The sequence below is a fragment of the Pseudoxanthomonas sp. PXM02 genome, assembly GCF_014851805.1.
Taxonomy (GTDB): domain Bacteria; phylum Pseudomonadota; class Gammaproteobacteria; order Xanthomonadales; family Xanthomonadaceae; genus Pseudoxanthomonas_A.
In genome coordinates, this window is the sequence record NZ_JACVAK010000001.1 from 1,124,017 (window position 1) to 1,140,626 (window position 16,610).

General features: G+C 68.1%; 15 protein-coding genes and 1 pseudogene. 11 read left to right on the forward strand and 5 right to left on the reverse strand.

Going from position 1 to position 16,610, the window contains the following annotated elements:
* Positions 1–23: 23 nt before the first annotated feature.
* Together IB225_RS05465 and IB225_RS05470 are read right to left on the reverse strand one after the other, a co-directional pair.
* A complete protein-coding gene (locus IB225_RS05465; protein WP_192310185.1) occupies positions 24–293 on the reverse strand; it encodes a DUF2007 domain-containing protein in 270 nt (89 codons plus the stop codon).
* Positions 294–331: 38 nt separating this feature from the next.
* Complete coding sequence (locus IB225_RS05470) at positions 332–1,000, reverse strand: glutathione S-transferase family protein (RefSeq protein WP_192310186.1); 669 nt, start codon at positions 998–1,000, stop codon at positions 332–334.
* Positions 1,001–1,093: 93 nt separating this feature from the next.
* Between IB225_RS05470 and IB225_RS05475 the strand changes: the two genes are divergently transcribed.
* The 6 genes from IB225_RS05475 to IB225_RS05500 all read left to right on the forward strand — a co-directional run bounded on the left by IB225_RS05475 (position 1,094) and on the right by IB225_RS05500 (position 6,819).
* Positions 1,094–2,851 (forward strand): glutamine--tRNA ligase/YqeY domain fusion protein, encoded by a 1,758-nt coding sequence (locus tag IB225_RS05475; protein ID WP_192310187.1) that lies wholly within the window; start codon positions 1,094–1,096, stop codon positions 2,849–2,851.
* A 77-nt stretch (positions 2,852–2,928) separates the two neighbouring features.
* Positions 2,929–3,348 (forward strand): hypothetical protein, encoded by a 420-nt coding sequence (locus tag IB225_RS05480; protein WP_192310188.1) that lies wholly within the window; start codon positions 2,929–2,931, stop codon positions 3,346–3,348.
* Positions 3,348–3,908, forward strand: coding sequence for a nucleoside deaminase (locus tag IB225_RS05485; protein ID WP_192310189.1), 561 nt, complete (start codon positions 3,348–3,350; stop codon positions 3,906–3,908). Before IB225_RS05480 ends, IB225_RS05485 begins: the two co-directional genes overlap by 1 nt.
* 91 nt (positions 3,909–3,999) lie before the next feature.
* The gene (gene rlmM / locus IB225_RS05490; protein WP_192310190.1) at positions 4,000–5,052 is read left to right on the forward strand and encodes a 23S rRNA (cytidine(2498)-2'-O)-methyltransferase RlmM; all 1,053 of its coding nucleotides are present in this window, start codon (positions 4,000–4,002) and stop codon (positions 5,050–5,052) included.
* An 87-nt stretch (positions 5,053–5,139) separates the two neighbouring features.
* Positions 5,140–6,024, forward strand: coding sequence for an SMP-30/gluconolactonase/LRE family protein (locus IB225_RS05495; RefSeq protein ID WP_192310857.1), 885 nt, complete (start codon positions 5,140–5,142; stop codon positions 6,022–6,024).
* Between the two features lie 72 nt (positions 6,025–6,096).
* Positions 6,097–6,819 (forward strand): hypothetical protein, encoded by a 723-nt coding sequence (locus IB225_RS05500; protein WP_192310191.1) that lies wholly within the window; start codon positions 6,097–6,099, stop codon positions 6,817–6,819.
* A gap of 6 nt (positions 6,820–6,825) precedes the next feature.
* Here the strand turns inward: IB225_RS05500 and IB225_RS05505 are convergent, their stop codons facing one another.
* Genes IB225_RS05505 through ubiH form a run of 3 tightly spaced genes read right to left on the reverse strand, consistent with a single transcriptional unit; the run spans position 6,826 to position 10,400 of the window.
* Positions 6,826–7,950 carry a Gfo/Idh/MocA family oxidoreductase gene (locus IB225_RS05505; protein WP_192310192.1) on the reverse strand — a complete coding sequence of 375 codons (1,125 nt, stop codon included), beginning with the start codon at positions 7,948–7,950 and terminating at the stop codon, positions 6,826–6,828.
* A 57-nt stretch (positions 7,951–8,007) separates the two neighbouring features.
* On the reverse strand, positions 8,008–9,195 hold the full coding sequence (locus IB225_RS05510) for a UbiH/UbiF family hydroxylase (protein WP_192310193.1): 1,188 nt from the start codon (positions 9,193–9,195) through the stop codon (positions 8,008–8,010).
* Positions 9,192–10,400 carry a 2-octaprenyl-6-methoxyphenyl hydroxylase gene (ubiH, locus tag IB225_RS05515; protein ID WP_192310194.1) on the reverse strand — a complete coding sequence of 403 codons (1,209 nt, stop codon included), beginning with the start codon at positions 10,398–10,400 and terminating at the stop codon, positions 9,192–9,194. The genes IB225_RS05510 and ubiH overlap by 4 nt, the downstream gene beginning before the upstream one ends.
* Positions 10,401–10,497: 97 nt before the next feature.
* On the opposite strand from ubiH, the gene IB225_RS05520 reads away from it, so the two are divergent.
* The 5 genes and pseudogenes from IB225_RS05520 to IB225_RS05540 all read left to right on the forward strand — a co-directional run.
* Positions 10,498–11,100, forward strand: a complete 603-nt coding sequence (locus IB225_RS05520) for a hypothetical protein (RefSeq protein ID WP_192310195.1) — start codon at positions 10,498–10,500, stop codon at positions 11,098–11,100.
* 16 nt (positions 11,101–11,116) lie between these two features.
* On the forward strand, positions 11,117–11,674 hold the full coding sequence (locus tag IB225_RS05525) for a cob(I)yrinic acid a,c-diamide adenosyltransferase (protein ID WP_192310196.1): 558 nt from the start codon (positions 11,117–11,119) through the stop codon (positions 11,672–11,674).
* Positions 11,675–11,788: 114 nt separating this feature from the next.
* On the forward strand, positions 11,789–12,697 hold the full coding sequence (locus tag IB225_RS05530) for a histone deacetylase family protein (RefSeq protein ID WP_192310197.1): 909 nt from the start codon (positions 11,789–11,791) through the stop codon (positions 12,695–12,697).
* A 125-nt stretch (positions 12,698–12,822) separates the two neighbouring features.
* Entirely contained in the window at positions 12,823–15,288 is a 2,466-nt protein-coding gene (lptD, locus tag IB225_RS05535; RefSeq protein WP_192310198.1) for an LPS-assembly protein LptD, read from the forward strand.
* Positions 15,285–16,595 (forward strand): annotated as a pseudogene (locus IB225_RS05540) (peptidylprolyl isomerase); the annotation flags it as partial. The gene lptD and the pseudogene IB225_RS05540, both read left to right, overlap by 4 nt.
* Positions 16,596–16,610: the final 15 nt, after the last annotated feature.

The window sequence follows — 16,610 nt, forward strand, 5'->3', positions numbered from 1 at the left end:
CCTCGTGGTGATGGAACGACGGATCAGGCGGGCAGGATGCCCATGCCTTCGTCGTCGCCTTCCAAGATGGGGCCGTCGTCGCGCGATTCCAGTCCCAGCGCCTGCACGATGCCCTGCGCTTCGGGGAACGCTGTGTCCGGTACGCAGACCCGCAGCACGCCGAACAAGGGCAGCTCGCCCATGCCGCCCAGCAACGATTCGCCGAACACGAACGCCGGGATCTCCGCCTCTTCCAGCGCATGCTTCACCAGATGGGCATCGAACAGGTTGTCTGCCAGGTAGATCACGCGCATGGAGGCCTCCTTTGCAGCCAGCCTACACCCGCATTCCGCTAGGTCGACCGCCGGAGCCTGTCCGTGTCCGCCACCGATTCAGTTTCCGCCGCGGCAGCGGTACGCCATTCCTGCATCGCCGACAGCGCGAACAGCGCCTGCATGTAGGCACGTGCCGTGTCGTCGACCTCCACGCCGTAACCGTCGAAGCGGACCGCCACCGGCGCGTACATCGCGTCGACGATCCCGAACGTACCGAACAGGAAGTCCCCGCCCTTCCCGTGCGCAGCGCGCAGTTCCTGCCACAGTGCCTGCACGCGATCGATGTCGCGTTGCGCGGCCTCATCCCAGGTGTAGGCATCCGGCGTGCGCCGGCTGTTCATCGGCAGCTGCGTGCGCAGCGCGACGAAGCCCGAATGCATTTCCGCGGCGGCGGCACGGGCCAGCGCGCGTGCCGCCAGGTCTGCAGGCCAGCCACCGCCATCGAGCCAGCGCTCATTGGCGTATTCGCAGATCGCCAGCGAGTCCCAGACATGGACCTCACCATCGTGCAGCGCGGGCACCTTGCCGGTGGGGGCATGCCGCCTTGCCTGTGCCGTGAAGTCCGGTGCATCCAGCAGCAGCCGGACCTCCTCGAAGGCCACGCCGAAGTGCCGCAGCAGCAGCCAGGGTCGCAGCGACCAGGACGAGTAGTTCTTGTTGCCGATGACTAGGACCGGAAGGCTCATGCGGGGATCGCGGCACGTCAGGGCTGTTCAGGATAGACCAGCGCCGCCCCGGGACCGGCTAAACTTGCGCCTTTCCCTGCCTGCCTGCCGCCGATGTCCGACGTTGCCCCTTCCTCCGCCCCCCTTGCTGACGATGCCGCCCCCGAAAAACGGGACTTCATCCGCCAGATCGTGCGCGAGGACCTGGCCGCGGGCCGGCATGCGTCGGTGAAGACGCGCTTCCCGCCCGAGCCCAACGGCTACCTGCATATCGGCCACGCCAAAGCGATCTGCCTGGACTTCGGCATCGCCGGCGAGTTCGGCGGCGTCTGCAACCTGCGCCTGGACGACACCAACCCGGCCAAGGAAGACCCCGAGTACGTGCGCGCCATCCAGGACGACGTGCGCTGGCTGGGGTTCGACTGGCACGACCTGCGCCACGCGTCGGACTACTTCGAGGTGCTGTACCTGGCAGGCGAGAAGCTGATCCGCCAGGGCGACGCCTTCGTCTGCGACCTGAGCGCGGAGGAGGTACGCGAGTACCGCGGCACGCTGACCGAGCCGGGCCGCAATTCGCCGTACCGCGACCGCAGCGTCGAAGAGAACCTGGATCTGTTCCGCCGCATGCGCGCGGGCGAATTCCCGGACGGCGCGCGCACGCTGCGCGCGAAGATCGACATGGCCAGCGGCAACATCAACCTGCGCGATCCGGCGCTGTACCGCATCAAGCACGTCGAGCACCAGAACACCGGCAACGACTGGCCGATCTACCCGATGTACGACTACGCGCACTCGCTGAGCGATGCGGTGGAAGGCATCACTCACTCGCTGTGCACGCTCGAGTTCGAAGACCACCGCCCGCTGTACGACTGGTGCGTGGACAAGGTGGATCTGGCCGGCTCGCTCGAGCTGATCGCGCCGCTGCTCGCCAAGGGCCTGCCGAAGGAAGCCAGCAAGCCGCGCCAGATCGAGTTCTCGCGGTTGAACTTCAACTACCTGGTGATGAGCAAGCGCAAGCTGCTGGCGATGGTCAACGACAAGCTCGTCGACGGCTGGGACGACCCGCGCATGCCGACCCTGCAGGGCATCCGCCGCCGCGGGTACACCCCGGCCGCGCTGCGCCTGATGGTGGACCGCGTGGGCATCAGCAAGCAGAACTCGCTGCTGGACATCTCGATCCTGGAAGGCGCGCTGCGCGAGGACCTGGATGCCGCCGCGCCGCGCCGCATGGGCGTGATCGATCCGGTGAAGCTGGTGCTGGCGAACCTGCCGGAAGGCCACGAGGAATCGCTGACCTTCTCCAACCATCCGAAGGACGAAGCCTTCGGCCAGCGCAGCGTGCCGTTCTCGCGCGAACTGTGGATCGAGCGCGAGGACTTCGAGGAAGTGCCGCCGAAGGGCTTCAAGCGCCTCACCACGGGCGGTGAAGTGCGCCTGCGCGGCGCGGGCATCGTCCGCTGCGATGAAGTGATCAAGAACGACGCCGGCGAGATCGTCGAGCTGCGCGGCTGGCTGGATCCCGAATCGCGCCCCGGCATGGCCGGCGCCGAGCGCAAGATCAAGGGCACCATCCATTGGGTCAGCGCGAAGCACGCGGTGGCGGCGGAAATCCGTCTGTACGACCGCCTGTTCACCGTGCCGAACCCGGACGACGAATCGGAAGGCAAGACCTACCGCGACTACATGAACCCGGACTCGCGTCGCACGGTGACCGGTTACGTGGAGCCGGCAGCCGCCAGCGCAGCGCCCGAACAGTCGTTCCAGTTCGAACGTACCGGCTATTTCGTCGCCGACCGCTACGACCACACGCCGGAGCATCCCGTGTTCAACCGCAGCGTCACCCTGCGCGACACCTGGGCGACCAAGGCCTGACGCCGGCGGCTTTCACCGCCCGTTGAGGCGGTGGCCGGCAGGCTGGCGCGCACCACCATCGAAGGAAGGAGTCCGCCATGTCCCGCACCGCACTGCGCCTGCTGCCTGCCCTGCTGTCCTGCCTGCTGCTGTTCGCGCTGACAGGGTGCGCCGCGCCGGCGTCCTCTGATGGCACGGCCGGCGATCCGCCATCCACGTCCACGCCGGCGCCCAAGCCGACGGGGGGCAACCTGCCGCCGCGCGAGGCCGGCGCGGTCACCGTGGATTACGCCTGCAGGACCAGCGCGGATTGCGCAGTGAAGAACGTCGGCAACTGCTGTGGTGCGATGCCGGCCTGCGTCAACAAGGACAGCCCCACCGATCCCCAGGGCGTACAGGCCCAGTGCGCCGCCAGTGGCCGCATGGCCGTCTGCGGCTTCGCCGACGTGTCGGCCTGCCAGTGCGTCAGCGGCCGCTGCGAATCCGATTCCTCCTCCTCGAAACTGCCTGCCCAGTAATGCTCTACCAACAGATCCACCTGACCCTGCCCGCCTGGACCCACGACCTGGTCGATCCCGCCGCGACCTTCGCGAGCGACGAAGACAAGGTCGCACTGGCCATCGACCTGTCGCGCCGCAACGTGGACGCCAACACCGGCGGGCCGTTCGGCGCCGTCGTGTTCGGCCCGGACCACCGCGTGATCGCGCTCGGCGTGAACCGCGTGATGCCGCATACCTGTTCGCTGGCGCATGCGGAAACCATGGCCTACATGCTGGCGCAGCAGCGCCTGCAGACGCCGCGCCTCAACGACCTCACCGCGCCGGTCGTGCTGGCGACGTCGTCGCAGCCGTGCTGCCAGTGCTATGGCGCCACCATCTGGGCCGGCATCGACCGGCTGCTGATCGGCGCGCGCGCCGAGGACGTGATGGAACTGACCGAGTTCGACGAAGGCCCGCTGCCGGCCGACTGGATCGGCGAACTCGGCAAGCGCGGCATCGAAGTCGTGCGTGACCTGCGCCGTGACGACGCGCGTGCCGTGCTCAAGCTGTACGGCGAATCCGGCGGCGACAAATACTGAGCCATACGCAGGAGAAGCCATCGTCCCCGGCTTCTCCTGTACCCTGTCCGTGCGGCAGGAGCCGCAGCCATCCGCTTCACGCGACCGCGCCATGTCATCGACGACCGGCCTGCTGGCTTTTTGCCGCCAGGGATTCGAACCCGAACTCGCTGCCGAACTGACCGAGCGCGCCGCGCTGGCCGGGTTCGCCGGCTATGCGCGCGCGCAGCGCAACGACGGCCATGTCGTGTTCGTCTGCGAGCAGGCCGAGGCGCTCGATCGTGCGTTGCCATGGCGCGACCTGATCTTTGCCCGTCAGAAGCTGCGGCTGCTCGCCGAGTTGCGTGGCATCGATCCGAAGGACCGCATCACGCCGATCCTCGCTGCGCTGGCCGGTGCCGGGCGCTATGGCGACCTGTGGGTCGAGCATCCCGATTCCGACAGTGCCAAGCCGCTCGCCGGACTGGCGCGCAGCTTCGGCAATGCGCTGCGTCCGGCGCTGCGCAAGGCGGGCTTCCTCAGCGAGAAGGACGACGCACGCCTGCCGCGCCTGCATGTGGTGTTCGTGCAAGGCGATCACCTGTTCCTCTGCGTCGCCAATGGACACGACAGCGCACCGTGGCCGCTCGGCATCCCGCGCTTGAAGCTGCTGCCCGACGCGCCTTCGCGCTCGGCGCTGAAGCTGGAGGAAGCCTTCCTGTCACTGCTCGACGAACGCCAGCGCGAGGCCTTGCTGAAACCGGGCATGACCGCCGCCGACCTGGGCGCCGCGCCGGGCGGCTGGACCTGGGTGCTGACGCGCCACCACCTGCGCGTGACCAGTGTCGACAACGGCCCGCTCCGCGAGCACGTGCTGGCCACCGGGCTGGTCGAGCACCTGCGCGCCGACGGCTTCCATTGGAAGCCGACACAGTCGCTGGACTGGATGGTCTGCGACATGGTCGAACAGCCGCGACGCGTGGCCGAGCGGATGGCGCAGTGGTTCCGCGAAGGCTGGTGCCGGCACGCGGTGTTCAACCTCAAGTTGCCGATGAAGAAGCGCTGGGACGAAACCAAACTGTGCCTGGAGCTCTTCGCGGAGCAGGCGGAGCGACCGCTGGAGGTGCGCGCCCGCCAGCTCTACCACGACCGCGAAGAGATCACCGTCTTCGTCACGCCCGGCTGAGACCGGCATTCCACACGTACGCCACCCGAGGGGAAACGGATGACGTCATCACGCTCCAACACTATCGCCGCCGTGTTCCTCGCCCTGATGCTGGCAGGCTGTGCGCATTCGGAAGCTTCGACCAACATTGATACGGAAGTGCTGTACGTGGCGCGCGACGTCATCGACGACGGCGTCTTCAGCGCAGGCATCGAAGGACCGGCGTTCGGCCCGGACGGCGCGCTGTATGCAGTGAGCTACGGGCGCGACGGCACGATCGGACGTGTGACGTTCGACGCGCACGGTGCCGGCACGGCCGCGCTGTTCGTGACCCTGCCGGAAGGTAGCACCGGCAACGGCATCCGCTTCGATGTCGACGGCACTATGTACATCGCCGACTACAGCGGCCACCACATCCTGCGCATTCCGCACGGTACGCAACGGGTGGAAGTGCACGCGTCGATGCCGCAGGCGAACCAGCCCAACGACATCGCGATGTCCCCGGACGGCACGCTGTACGCGAGCGACCCGAAATGGGCCGACAACACCGGCCAGCTGTGGCGCATCGATCGCAGCGGCACGCCACACCTGCTGGAAAGCGGCATGGGCACGACCAATGGCGTGGAAGTCAGCCCCGACTGGAAGCGCCTGTACGTCAATGAGAGCGTGCAACGCAAGGTATGGGTCTACGACATCCGCGCCGACGGCAGCGTCAGGAACAAGCGCCTGCTGATCGCCTTCGACGATCACGGCATGGACGGCATGCGCACCGACATCAAGGGCAATCTCTACATCGCGCGCTACGGTGCCGGTGTGGTGGCGGTGGTATCGCCCGACGGCAACCTGCTGCGCGAAGTGAAGCTGAAGGGACAGAAGCCCACCAACGTCGCGTTCGGCGGCAAGGACGGCCGTACGGTGTACGTCACGCTGCAGGACCGGGGTGCAATCGAGGCGTTCCGCGCCGAACATCCGGGCCGCGAAACCGGCCTGTGACGGCGCGCACCGCAGGTCTCAGGCCCTGACACCCCGGCGTGGCAAGATGCCTCCCTGACAAGGAGACCGACGATGCTGCCCATCGAACTCAAGGATCCCGCCGGTTTCGGCACCGAGTTCCTGCGCCTGACGCTGCTGCAGGGCTTCCAGTCGCTGACCAAGCGCGACCTGGAGCTGCTGATCTTCGTGCTGCTCGAGCGCGATGGCGCCATCGGCCGCGACGAGTCCAATTTCACGGTCGCCGGCAAGCTGCGGGTGACGCCAGCGAAGATCAAGGCGCTGCGTCGCGATGGCTACGCGCGGTGGCGTGCGCTGGTGCCGGAGGAGCGTGATGCCGCCCTGCAGCGCATCGTCGCCAACGCCCTGACCGAGGCGAACCTGAAGTCGGGCGCGAAGCATGTCAGCGAACGCAGCCGCAAGGACGGCTTCCTCGCCATCCGCGTCGAGCATCCGGACGACCACCAGCAGTTCGAACAGGCCATCCTCGACGTCGGCGCGCTGCCCGTCTATGAGCGCAACCGCGAAGTGGTGGCGGTGCGCTTCGACACGCTGCTGGCGATCGCCGAACGCTGGGGTTACCTGCAGCCCGATCCGGCCGCGGTGACCGAAGCGCTGAAACAGCTGACGCCCACCGCCGAAGAAGTCGCGGACCTGCTGAAGAAGGACGTCACCAAGCTGCGCTGGCAGGACGCGCGCAACGCGCTCAACAGCCTGGGCGCGAAGGCGGTGGCGAGCACCGCCGAGGGCGGACTGAAGGGGCTGCTGAAGATCGTGTTCCCGTTCATCCCGGGCTGACGGGATTCAACCGGCGGCGATCTCCATGCGGCTCCCGCCAGCGCGCGCCGACGCGAAGATCGCGTCCAGCACCCGCATGTCGCGCCAGCCCTCTTCGCCGGGAACCCGCGGCGCGCGTTTCTCCAGGATGGCCAGCGCGTCGGCATCCATCTGCCGCGCCTGTTGCGCCGGCGTGGCGCCGATCACCGCGTCGAAGCGGCGTCCGTCACTGGCTTCGCCACGCACGCCTTCGTAGGCCTGGAACGGCGACAGTTCGTACCATCCGTCCGCGCAGTCGGCACGCAGCAGATTCATGTTGCGACCGAAGCTGGTCTCGCCATCGGCGATGACGCCCTCGGGGAACTCAAGGCGGAAGCGCATGGTCTCGTCGACGCCACGGAAGAGGTCGGTGCGCTCAATCTCCTGCGTCGCCGTCACTGCCACGGGTTCGGCGCCTGCCGTATAGCGCGCCGCGTTCAAGGCGTACACGCCCATGTCGTACATCGCACCGCCGCCTCGCGCGGGATCCAGACGCCAGTTGTCGGGAGATGCTCCGTCGAATCCGCGGAATCCCGCCTCGGCCCGGATGCGTTGCAGGCGTCCGAAGGGCTTCGAGGCGGCGAGCGCCATCACCGCTTGCGTGTTGGGTTCGTGTTGCATGCGGTAACCGATCGCCAACTGCACGCGATGATGCTGGCAGGCATCGATCATTGCGCGCGCCTCGGCCGCGTCCATCGCCATTGGCTTCTCGCACCACACGTGTTTGCCTACCGCGGCAGCGCGCAGGGTGAAGGGTTTGTGCAGATGGTTGGGCAGCACGACGTAGACGACGTCGATGTCCGGATTGTCGGCGATGCGGTCGAACCCGTCGTAGTCGTAGACGTTGCGATCAGGAAGGCGATAACGACGTTGCCATTCCTTCGCCTTGGCCGGTGTACCGGTGACGATGCCGGCCAACCGGCAATGCCGCGTCATCTGCAGCGCCGGCGCCAGCAGGTCACGGCTGTAGTAGCCCAGGCCCACCAGCGCGACGCCGAGTGGGCGTGACGCACGGGCGCGCGCCACCGGCAGCAGAGTGGCGAAGCTGGCGGCGCCCAGCGCCCCCAGCAGGCGACGACGGGAAGGATCGGTGGAGGAACGCTCGGCGCTCATCGCGGACAGCCTCGGGCAGGGAACCGCGAGGCTACCGCATGCGTCGCGCCGACGGGGTCAGTGCGTGCGTTGTCCGGCGGCATGCCGCCAGAAGAAGTCCACCAGCGGCGGCAACTTGCCGGCCAAGCCCAGCAACGGCCCGCGCAGCAGGGTCAGGTGCATCTCGTCGTTGGAGAACAGCCTGTTGATGCCCTCGAACGCGTAGGCCGCGGTCGCGTTCTCGCTACGCCGCTGCCGCGCCCAGCGATCGAGGCGATGCGGTGCGGCCCAGTCCACGCGCTTGCCCTGGGCCGCGCGGATGCCGTCCCTCAACGCAGCGACATCGCGCAGGCCGAGATTGACGCCCTGCCCCGCGAGCGGATGCACGACATGCGCAGCATCGCCGGCAACGATGACGCGGCCGGCGACATACTCCTTCGCCAACTGGCGCCGCAACGGAAACGCCGCGCGCGGCGACGCCGCTTCAACCTGGCCAAGCTGCCCACCCATTGCCAGCGTCAACTCACGGCCGAAGGCGGCATCGTCCAGCGCCAGCACGCGCTGCGCTTCGTCGTCAGGCAGCGTCCAGACGATCGAGCTCTGACCTTCGGTGAATGGCAGGAAGGCCAGTGGGCCGGTCGGGAGAAAGCGCTGCCACGCCGTGTCGTCGTGCGGCGTTCCGGTGTGTACGAATGCGACCACGCCGCGCTGCACATAGTCGTGTGCGGCAACCTCCAGCCCGGCCAGGCGGCGCAGCGTGGAATCGGCACCGTCGGCCGCGACAGCCAGTCGCGCATCAAGGCGCGACCCGTCGTCCAGTCGCAGCGTCACCCCGGCCTCGTCCTGCTCCATCGCCTCCACGCGCGCCGGGCAACGCACCTGCACGCCGGCCGCAGGCAACGCGGCCCACAGGCGGTCGACCAGCAGTGCGTTCTCGATAATCCAGCCCAGTTGCGTGCGGCCCAGCGCGTCGGCATCGAAGCGGAGTTCGTCGCCACCCGCCGCGTCCCACACCCGCATGCGGCGGTATGGATGCGCGCGCGCGTCGCGCACCGCCTGCCATACGCCGGCTTCATCCAGCAACGCGGCGTTGTCGGGCGCGAAAGCATAGACACGCAGGTCAGGCTGCGACGACGACCAGCGCGGCGGCTCGCGACCTTCGACCAGCGCGACCTCCAGACCTTCACCCGCCAGCAGCAGCGCACAGGCGGCACCCACCACGCCACCGCCGACGACGGCGACATCGATCTGTCCACGCCGCTTCATGCCGCCTCTCCACGACACAGCACCGGGACATCGCCGCGGAAGCCCATCGCGCCGCCCACCAGGAACGACTGCAACGACGGCTGCGCATCCACCGCCACCAGCCCGAGGCTGCGCAGCGGCTTCAGCAAGGGCGACGGGTTGGCGGTCAGGCGCGCCAGTCCGTCGGAGAACGCCAGCGTGCGCTCGCGGTCCTCCTGCCGTCGTGCGGCGTAGGCCGCCAGGCTATCGGCATCGCCCGGATCGTCACGGCGTGCGATCTCTTCGGCCAGCGTCAATGCATCGCGCAAACCGAGATTGAACCCCTGGGCACCGATCGGATGGATCGTCTGCGCGGCATTGCCCAGCACCACCGCTCGGTCGGCGACCAGACGCTGTGCGACGACGCGGATGATCGGATAGGCGCTGCGCTCCCCGCTGCCGGCCAGCCGGCCGATGCGCCAGCCGATGGCCTGCTGCAGGCGCGCCAGCCAGGCCGCTTCGTCCAGTGCGGCGACAGCGTCAGCCTCATTGCGCGCCACGCCGTGCACGACGCCCCAGTGGCGGTCGCCGCGCGGCAGCAGTGCAGTGGGTCCTGCATCGCCGAAACGTTCGTGTGCGGTGCCGTCCGGTGCCTGCGTGGCACGCACGCGGGCGACGAACAGGGTCTGGTCGTAGTCGTGTTCGTCCGCTCCGATGCCGAGCGCCTCGCGCACGGCGCTGCGGGTCCCGTCGGCGGCGACCACCAGCCGAGCCTGCAACGTGCGTTCGCCGTCCGCATCGGCGATCCGCAGCGCGCGGTGTCCGGCTTCATCCGGCGCAAACCCGACGAAGCGCGCCGGCCGATAGCGTGTGAGCCGCGACAGGCCATCCAGCCGCGACTCCAATGCCTCGCCGAAGTCGCGCGCCACCACCACGTGGCCGAACGCCTCGCGACCGTAGTCGCCGGCATCGAGCTTCACCCGCCCGAAATCGCCCTGACGACTGATGTGGATGCGCCGGATGGGCCCCGTGGGCGCGCGCAGCTGCTGCATCACACCCAGCGCGGTCAGCGCGTTGACCGTCGCCGCCGCGAAGCTGAGGTTGCGCTGATCGAACACGGTCGGCATCTGCCCGGCCGGACTCGCTTCCACCAACCCCACGTCCAGCCCCTGCCGGTCCAGGGCGATGGCCAGGCTGGCACCGACCAGTCCCCCGCCCACGATCACCACGTCATGCCGTTCTTTCATGCGGCCATGATAGCGCCCCGCCTCCTGCCCCCCGTTCGTCGGCCTCCGGCGCGCTGGCTCCGGTAGAATGCGGGGCTGAGTCTCCGGAACCGTGCCGATGAACACCACTTCCCAACGCGCCCTCGTGCTGACCCTGGTCGCTGCCCTGCTGGTCCTGACCCGACTGCACCTGCCCACCACGTTCGGCCACATCGGTCCGTTGCCCGACGCCAGCTGGGCCGCCTTCTTCATCGGCGGCTACTACCTGCGTTCCTGGTCGCGCTGGGCCTTCCCGCTGTTCATGGCCGCTGCGGTCGCCGTGGACTACATCGTGATCAGCGGCCAGGGCATCAACTTCTGGACGCACTATTGCGTGTCGCAGGCGTACTGGTTCCTGCTGCCGGCCTACGGTGCGATGTGGGCGGGCGGTGCGCTGCTGCGCCGTTACCAGACCGCCAGCCACGGCCGCACGCTGGCCCTGCTGGTCGGTACGCTGCTGGCCTCGGTCACCGTCTGCCACCTGCTGAGCCAGGGCAGCTTCTACTGGCTGAGCCCGGTGGTCAGTGAGCCCACGCTGGCCGGCTGGTGGAAGAACTTCAGCGACTGGTACCTGCCCTACCTGCGCGTGGCCGCGATCTATGTGGGCGTGGCGGTCATCGTGCACGTGATGGTCGAGCAGGTCGTCCGCCTGGCCAAGCCGCACGGCCGCACCGCGGACTGACCGCGCGGATCGCACGATGGGCAACCGCCTCTCGAAGATCTACACCCGCACCGGCGACGACGGCAGCACCGGGCTCGGCGATGGCACGCGCGTGGGCAAGGACTCCGCCCGTGTCACCGCCTACGGCACGGTGGACGAAGCCAACTCGGCCATCGGGGTACTGCTGGCGGTGCCCAGCGTGCAAGACGATATCCGTTCGCTGCTGACCACGGTGCAGCACCAGCTGTTCGACCTGGGCGGAGAGCTGTGCATCCCGGGCCATGCTGCGATCACCGGCGACGACGTGGATGCGCTGGAGCGGCAGCTGGACCATTACAACGACGACCTGCCACCGCTGAAGGACTTCATCCTGCCAGCCGGCGGCGAGGCGGCCTCGCGCTGCCACCTGGCCCGCACCATCGTGCGGCGCGCCGAACGCGAGACGGTCACCCTGGTCCGCCACGACGCGGTGCGGCCGGAGGCGATCCGCTACCTCAACCGGCTGTCCGACCTGCTGTTCGTGCTGGCCCGCGTACTGGCCCGTGCCGATGGCCAGGGCGAAGTGCTGTGGAAGCACGAGCGGCGCCATTCGTAAGGCCGGGGCGTTCCCCCAAGGTCGAGTGCCGGCCTGGCCGGCGCCGCGCATAGAATGGTCCCGGACATCCATCGGGAGAGGCGGTTCCCGCCCTGACGGGGCAACGCCGGCACCTTGATCATCTATACCCATCCCGCCTGCCTGCTGCACGATCCGGGTCCCGAGCATCCGGAGCGTCCGGCACGGCTGGAAGTCGTGCTCGAAACCCTGCGCAGCCACCACGCAGAGGCGGACTGGCGCGAGGCGCCGATCGTGAAACTGGGTGACCTGCGCCGCGTCCACGACGAAGCGCTGGTGCGTGAGGTACTGGAGGCCGACGTGTCCGGCTACCGGATGCTCGACCCGGATACGGTGATGTGCCCGGCCTCGCGCGCCGCGGCGCTGCGGGCGGCCGGCGCCGGCGTAGCCGCCGTGGACGCCGTGATGAACGGCGAAGACAAGACGGCGTTCTGCGCGGTGCGCCCGCCGGGCCACCACGCGACCAGCGCCGCGGCGATGGGGTTCTGCCTGTTCAACAACATCGCGGTGGCCGCGGCATACGCCTGCGACAAGCACGGGCTGGAGCGGGTGGCGGTGATCGACTTCGACGTCCACCACGGCAACGGCACCCAGGCCATCTTCTACAACGACCCCCGCGTGGCCTACTTCAGCACCCACGAGTCCGGCATCTACCCGCACAGCGGCGCCCCCTACGAACGGGGCGTGGGCAACATGTTCAACGCCCTGCTGCCCCCGGGCAGTGGCGGCTTCCGCTTCCAGAACACGTGGGCGGACGATCTGCTGCCGGCGCTGGAGGACTTCAAGCCCCAGCTGGTGTTGGTGTCGGCAGGGTTCGATGCGCACATGCGCGACCCGCTGGCGGACCTGATGCTGGAGACCGAGGACTTCGGGTGGATCACCCGGCAGCTGCGTGACATCGCCAATCGGCACGCCGGCGGGCGCCTGATCTCGATGCTCGAGGGCGGCTACGACCTGGAGGCCCTGCGGGACTGCGCCAAGGTCCACGTGGACGCGCTACGCTGAGGCCGGTGGACCGCCCGCCCGGTCGCTGAACCTCCCCCGACATCGGCCGAAGCCTTCATTGCCCGCATGCATGGGATGCGGCAAGCTAACGGCCGTTTTTCGTCCGACAGCGAGCCCAGCACCGCGTGCGCCCTGCCCTCCGCCTGCTCCCGTTGCCCCTCAGCATCGCCCTGTGCCTGCCGGCGCTGGCTGACGATGACAAGCCCGTCAGCTGGGCACTGTGCCCGATCCAGGACGTCATCCCGTCCTTCAACGGTGCACCGGCACCCGCAACGCCCGGCAATGCTCAAGCCGCGCGCGAACAGCGTGCCGAGCAACCGACATCCATCGAAGGCGACCAGCTGGGCGGCACCGAAGCCAACCTCGACTACCAGGGCAATGTCTCGCTGATCAAGGGAGACCAGTTCCTCGGCGCCGACAGCCTGAAGTACGACCAGGAGAACGACACCTATGTCGCCGACGGTCATATCCGCTACCAGGACACCGGCATCCGGCTGATCGCGGACACCGCCCGCGGCGACCAGAGCGCCGACACCCACCAGATCGACAACGTGCGCTATCAGCTGGTGTCGCGCCGCGGCAACGGCGGTGCCGACCGCATCGACATGAAGGGGCCCGAAGGCAGTCTGCTGCACTCCACCTATTCGACCTGCGACCCCGAAGACCGGCGCTGGGAACTGCGCTCGCGGCGCATCGACATCAACACCGATGATGGCTGGGGCGTGGCGCGTGGCGCGACGATCCGCCTGGGCAAGGTGCCCGTGCTGTACGTGCCCTACCTGAAGTTCCCGATCGACGACCAGCGTCATACCGGCCTGCTGTACCCGGCCATCGGCCTGTCGGGTCGCAACGGCTTCGACTGGACGCAGCCGATCTACCTGAACCTGGCACCAAACTACGACGCGACACTCGAGCCCCGCTACATGAGCGAGCGCGGCTTCCAGATGGGCGCCGAGTTCCGCTACCTGTACGAGAAGGGGCGCGGCGAGATCCAGGGCACCTGGATGACCAAGGACGACCTGGTCCGTGACCGGATGAACGAGTCGGACTACGACGCGTCGAATCCGAACAATCCGGACCCCGATCACGGACGCGGCTTCCTTTCGTATTTCGGCTCCCACCGGTTCACCCGCAACTGGCAGGCACGCGCCAACCTGACTTGGCTCAGCGATGCGCGTTACCGCGAGGATTTCGGCAACTCGCTGTATGGCCAGGCGTCTTCGTCGGTGACGAGCACGGCCGGCGTATATGGCGCCGGTGAGTACTGGACCGCCGGCCTGATGGCGGACCACTGGCAACTGGCGGATTACCTCAGCAGCGAGCGCTCGCTTCCGTACAATCGCCTTCCTCGCACGTACCTCAACTGGAACCAGCCCCTCAGCCAATGGTTCACCGTCGGGGGACATGTGGAAGCCGTGAGGTTCCAGCACGACGAGAAGCCGGGCGGAAGCCGCCTGGACATCAAGCCGACCATTTCCATGCCGCTGCAAGGGGCCGCGTGGTACATCACGCCCACGCTGGCGTATCGGCATACGGAGTACAGGCTCGACGCGGACCTTGCCGAAGAAGTCGCGATCCGTCAGGCCCGCGCGGCCTATGGCGTGCCGGCCAGCGGGGTCACGCCGGCGATGATCGCCGAGTTCTACGACCGTTCGCCGAGCCGCAGCCTGCCGATCGGCTCGCTGGACGCGGGTGTGTATTTCGACCGCGAGACGGAGATCAAGGGCGACCGCTTCCTGCATACGCTGGAGCCGCGCCTGTTCTACCTCAACGCGCCGTACCGTGAGCAGGACGGGCTGCCGATCTTCGACTCCCGCCCCTTCAACTTCAGCTACGGCCAGTTGTTCCGCGACAATCGCTACACCGGGCCGGACCGCCAGACCGATGCCAACCAGCTGACGCTCGCGCTGACCACGCGCCTGTTGCGACAGAAGGACGGCTTCGAGCGGTTGTCGGCCAGCATCGGCCAGATCCGCTACTTCGACGATGTCCGTGTCACCGCGCCGAACGAAGTGCCGCTGGAAAAGGGCAAGTCGGCCTGGGTGGTCGACGCCAACTACGCGCCCACCGACCGCTGGACCATCGGCGCCTCGTACCAGTGGGATCCGAAGTTCCGCCGCGAAGACCTGGCCAGCGTGCGTGCGCGCTACCTGCTGCCGGACGACGGTGTGGTCAATGTCAGTTACCGTCGTCGCCGCGACGTGCTGGAGCAGGCCGACTTCTCGTTCCTGTATCCGGTGACGCCGGCATGGAGCGTGGTCGGTCGCTACTACCATTCGTTCTACCGCGACACGCAGCGCGATATCGAACCCGGCCTGCTGGAAGGCGTCGCCGGCGTGCAGTGGGACAGCTGCTGCCTTGCCGTGCGTGCGCTGGTCCGCCGTTACGTCCGCAACCGCGAAGGCGACATGAACACCGGCTTCCAGCTCGAGTTCGTCCTGAAAGGACTGGGCTCGGCGGGCCAGGACACGGACCGCACCCTGCGCCGTGCTATTCTCGGTTACTACCGAGACGACCTCTATCTCGTCCCGCCGAGCAATATCGCGCCGCGTCCGGACGACAACTCCTACGCTCCGGATCCGATGCCATGACCAAGCCGTTTTCCCGCCTCCTGATCGCCGGCCTGCTGACCCTGTCGACGGCCGCTTCGCCCGTGCTGGCGCAGACGCTGCAGCCGCTGGACCGCATCGCCGCAGTCGTCAACGAAGATGTCGTGCTGCAGAGCGAGCTCGACCGCGCCGTCCAGAACGTGATCTCCCAGTACGCCAACCAGCCCGGGCAGTTGCCGCCGCGTGCGGTCCTCGAGCGCCAGGTGCTTGAGCGCCTCGTGCTGGTCAAGTTGCAGGTCGCGCGCGCCGCCGAAACCGGCGTCCGCGTCAACGACGCCGAACTCAACAACGCGGTCAATGCGGTGGCCCAGCAGAATGGCACCACGCCAGACGGCCTGCGCCAGCGGCTGGAAGCCGATGGCATGTCGTTCCCCGAGTTCCGCAATTCGCTGCGCGACGAAATCACCATCCAGCGCCTGAAGCAGAGCTTCGCCCAGAGCCGCGTCAATGTCAGCGAAGGCGAAGTCGACGCGGCCTTGGCCGCACAGGCTGCCAGCGGCACGCAGTACCGCTTGGCGCACATCCTGGTCGCGCTGCCGGACGGCGCCAACGCCGAACAGATCAGCACCGGACAGAGCAAGATCGATGGCGTCAAGGCGCTCGTCGACAAGGGCGAACTGGACTTTTCCGCAGCCGCCGTCCGTTATTCCGACAGTCCCAATGCACTGGAAGGCGGCGATCTGGGCTGGCGCAGTGTCGACGAGATCCCGAACGCCTTCGTCGAGATGCTGAAGGGCATGAGCCCCGGCCAGGTGGTGGGCCCCCTGCGCGGTCCCAGTGGGTTCCAGTTGCTGAAGCTGGTGGAAGTGCGCGACGCGGCCCAGGCGGATAAGCGCTCTGTCGAGGAATACAACGCACGCCACATCCTGGTCCGCATCACCGAAACCCAGGACGCCGCGGCCGCGAAGGCCAAGATCGATACGCTGCGCGCGCGCATCGCCGGCGGCGCCGACTTCGTCGCCGTGGCGAAGGAATCCACCGAGGATGCGAACAGCCGCGATGACGGCGGCGACCTGGGCTGGTTCCCGGCCGATGCGTTCGGCCCGGCGTTCGGCAAGGAAATCACCGGCCTGCAGGATGGCCAGGTCAGCGCGCCGTTCCGTACCGATGCCGGTTGGCACATCGTCCAGCGCGTCGGCAGCCGCCAGACGGACGTGACCGACCAGAACCGTCGCGCCCAGGTCCGCGACACCATCGGCCGCCGCAAGGCCGAAGACGAATACAACCGCTACCTGCAGGAACTGCGTGGCGAAGCCTACGTGAGCTTCCGCAGCGGCGACCGCGCCGAGACCACGCCGGGCGGC

Coding starts and splice junctions, on each gene's coding strand:
- IB225_RS05465 (WP_192310185.1), bottom strand. CDS start 293: ATGCGCGTGATCTACCTGGCAGACAACCTGTTCGATGCCCATCTGGTG.
- IB225_RS05470 (WP_192310186.1), bottom strand. CDS start 1,000: ATGAGCCTTCCGGTCCTAGTCATCGGCAACAAGAACTACTCGTCCTGG.
- IB225_RS05475 (WP_192310187.1), top strand. CDS start 1,094: ATGTCCGACGTTGCCCCTTCCTCCGCCCCCCTTGCTGACGATGCCGCC.
- IB225_RS05480 (WP_192310188.1), top strand. CDS start 2,929: ATGTCCCGCACCGCACTGCGCCTGCTGCCTGCCCTGCTGTCCTGCCTG.
- IB225_RS05485 (WP_192310189.1), top strand. CDS start 3,348: ATGCTCTACCAACAGATCCACCTGACCCTGCCCGCCTGGACCCACGAC.
- rlmM (WP_192310190.1), top strand. CDS start 4,000: ATGTCATCGACGACCGGCCTGCTGGCTTTTTGCCGCCAGGGATTCGAA.
- IB225_RS05495 (WP_192310857.1), top strand. CDS start 5,140: ATGCTGGCAGGCTGTGCGCATTCGGAAGCTTCGACCAACATTGATACG.
- IB225_RS05500 (WP_192310191.1), top strand. CDS start 6,097: ATGCTGCCCATCGAACTCAAGGATCCCGCCGGTTTCGGCACCGAGTTC.
- IB225_RS05505 (WP_192310192.1), bottom strand. CDS start 7,950: ATGAGCGCCGAGCGTTCCTCCACCGATCCTTCCCGTCGTCGCCTGCTG.
- IB225_RS05510 (WP_192310193.1), bottom strand. CDS start 9,195: ATGAAGCGGCGTGGACAGATCGATGTCGCCGTCGTCGGCGGTGGCGTG.
- ubiH (WP_192310194.1), bottom strand. CDS start 10,400: ATGAAAGAACGGCATGACGTGGTGATCGTGGGCGGGGGACTGGTCGGT.
- IB225_RS05520 (WP_192310195.1), top strand. CDS start 10,498: ATGAACACCACTTCCCAACGCGCCCTCGTGCTGACCCTGGTCGCTGCC.
- IB225_RS05525 (WP_192310196.1), top strand. CDS start 11,117: ATGGGCAACCGCCTCTCGAAGATCTACACCCGCACCGGCGACGACGGC.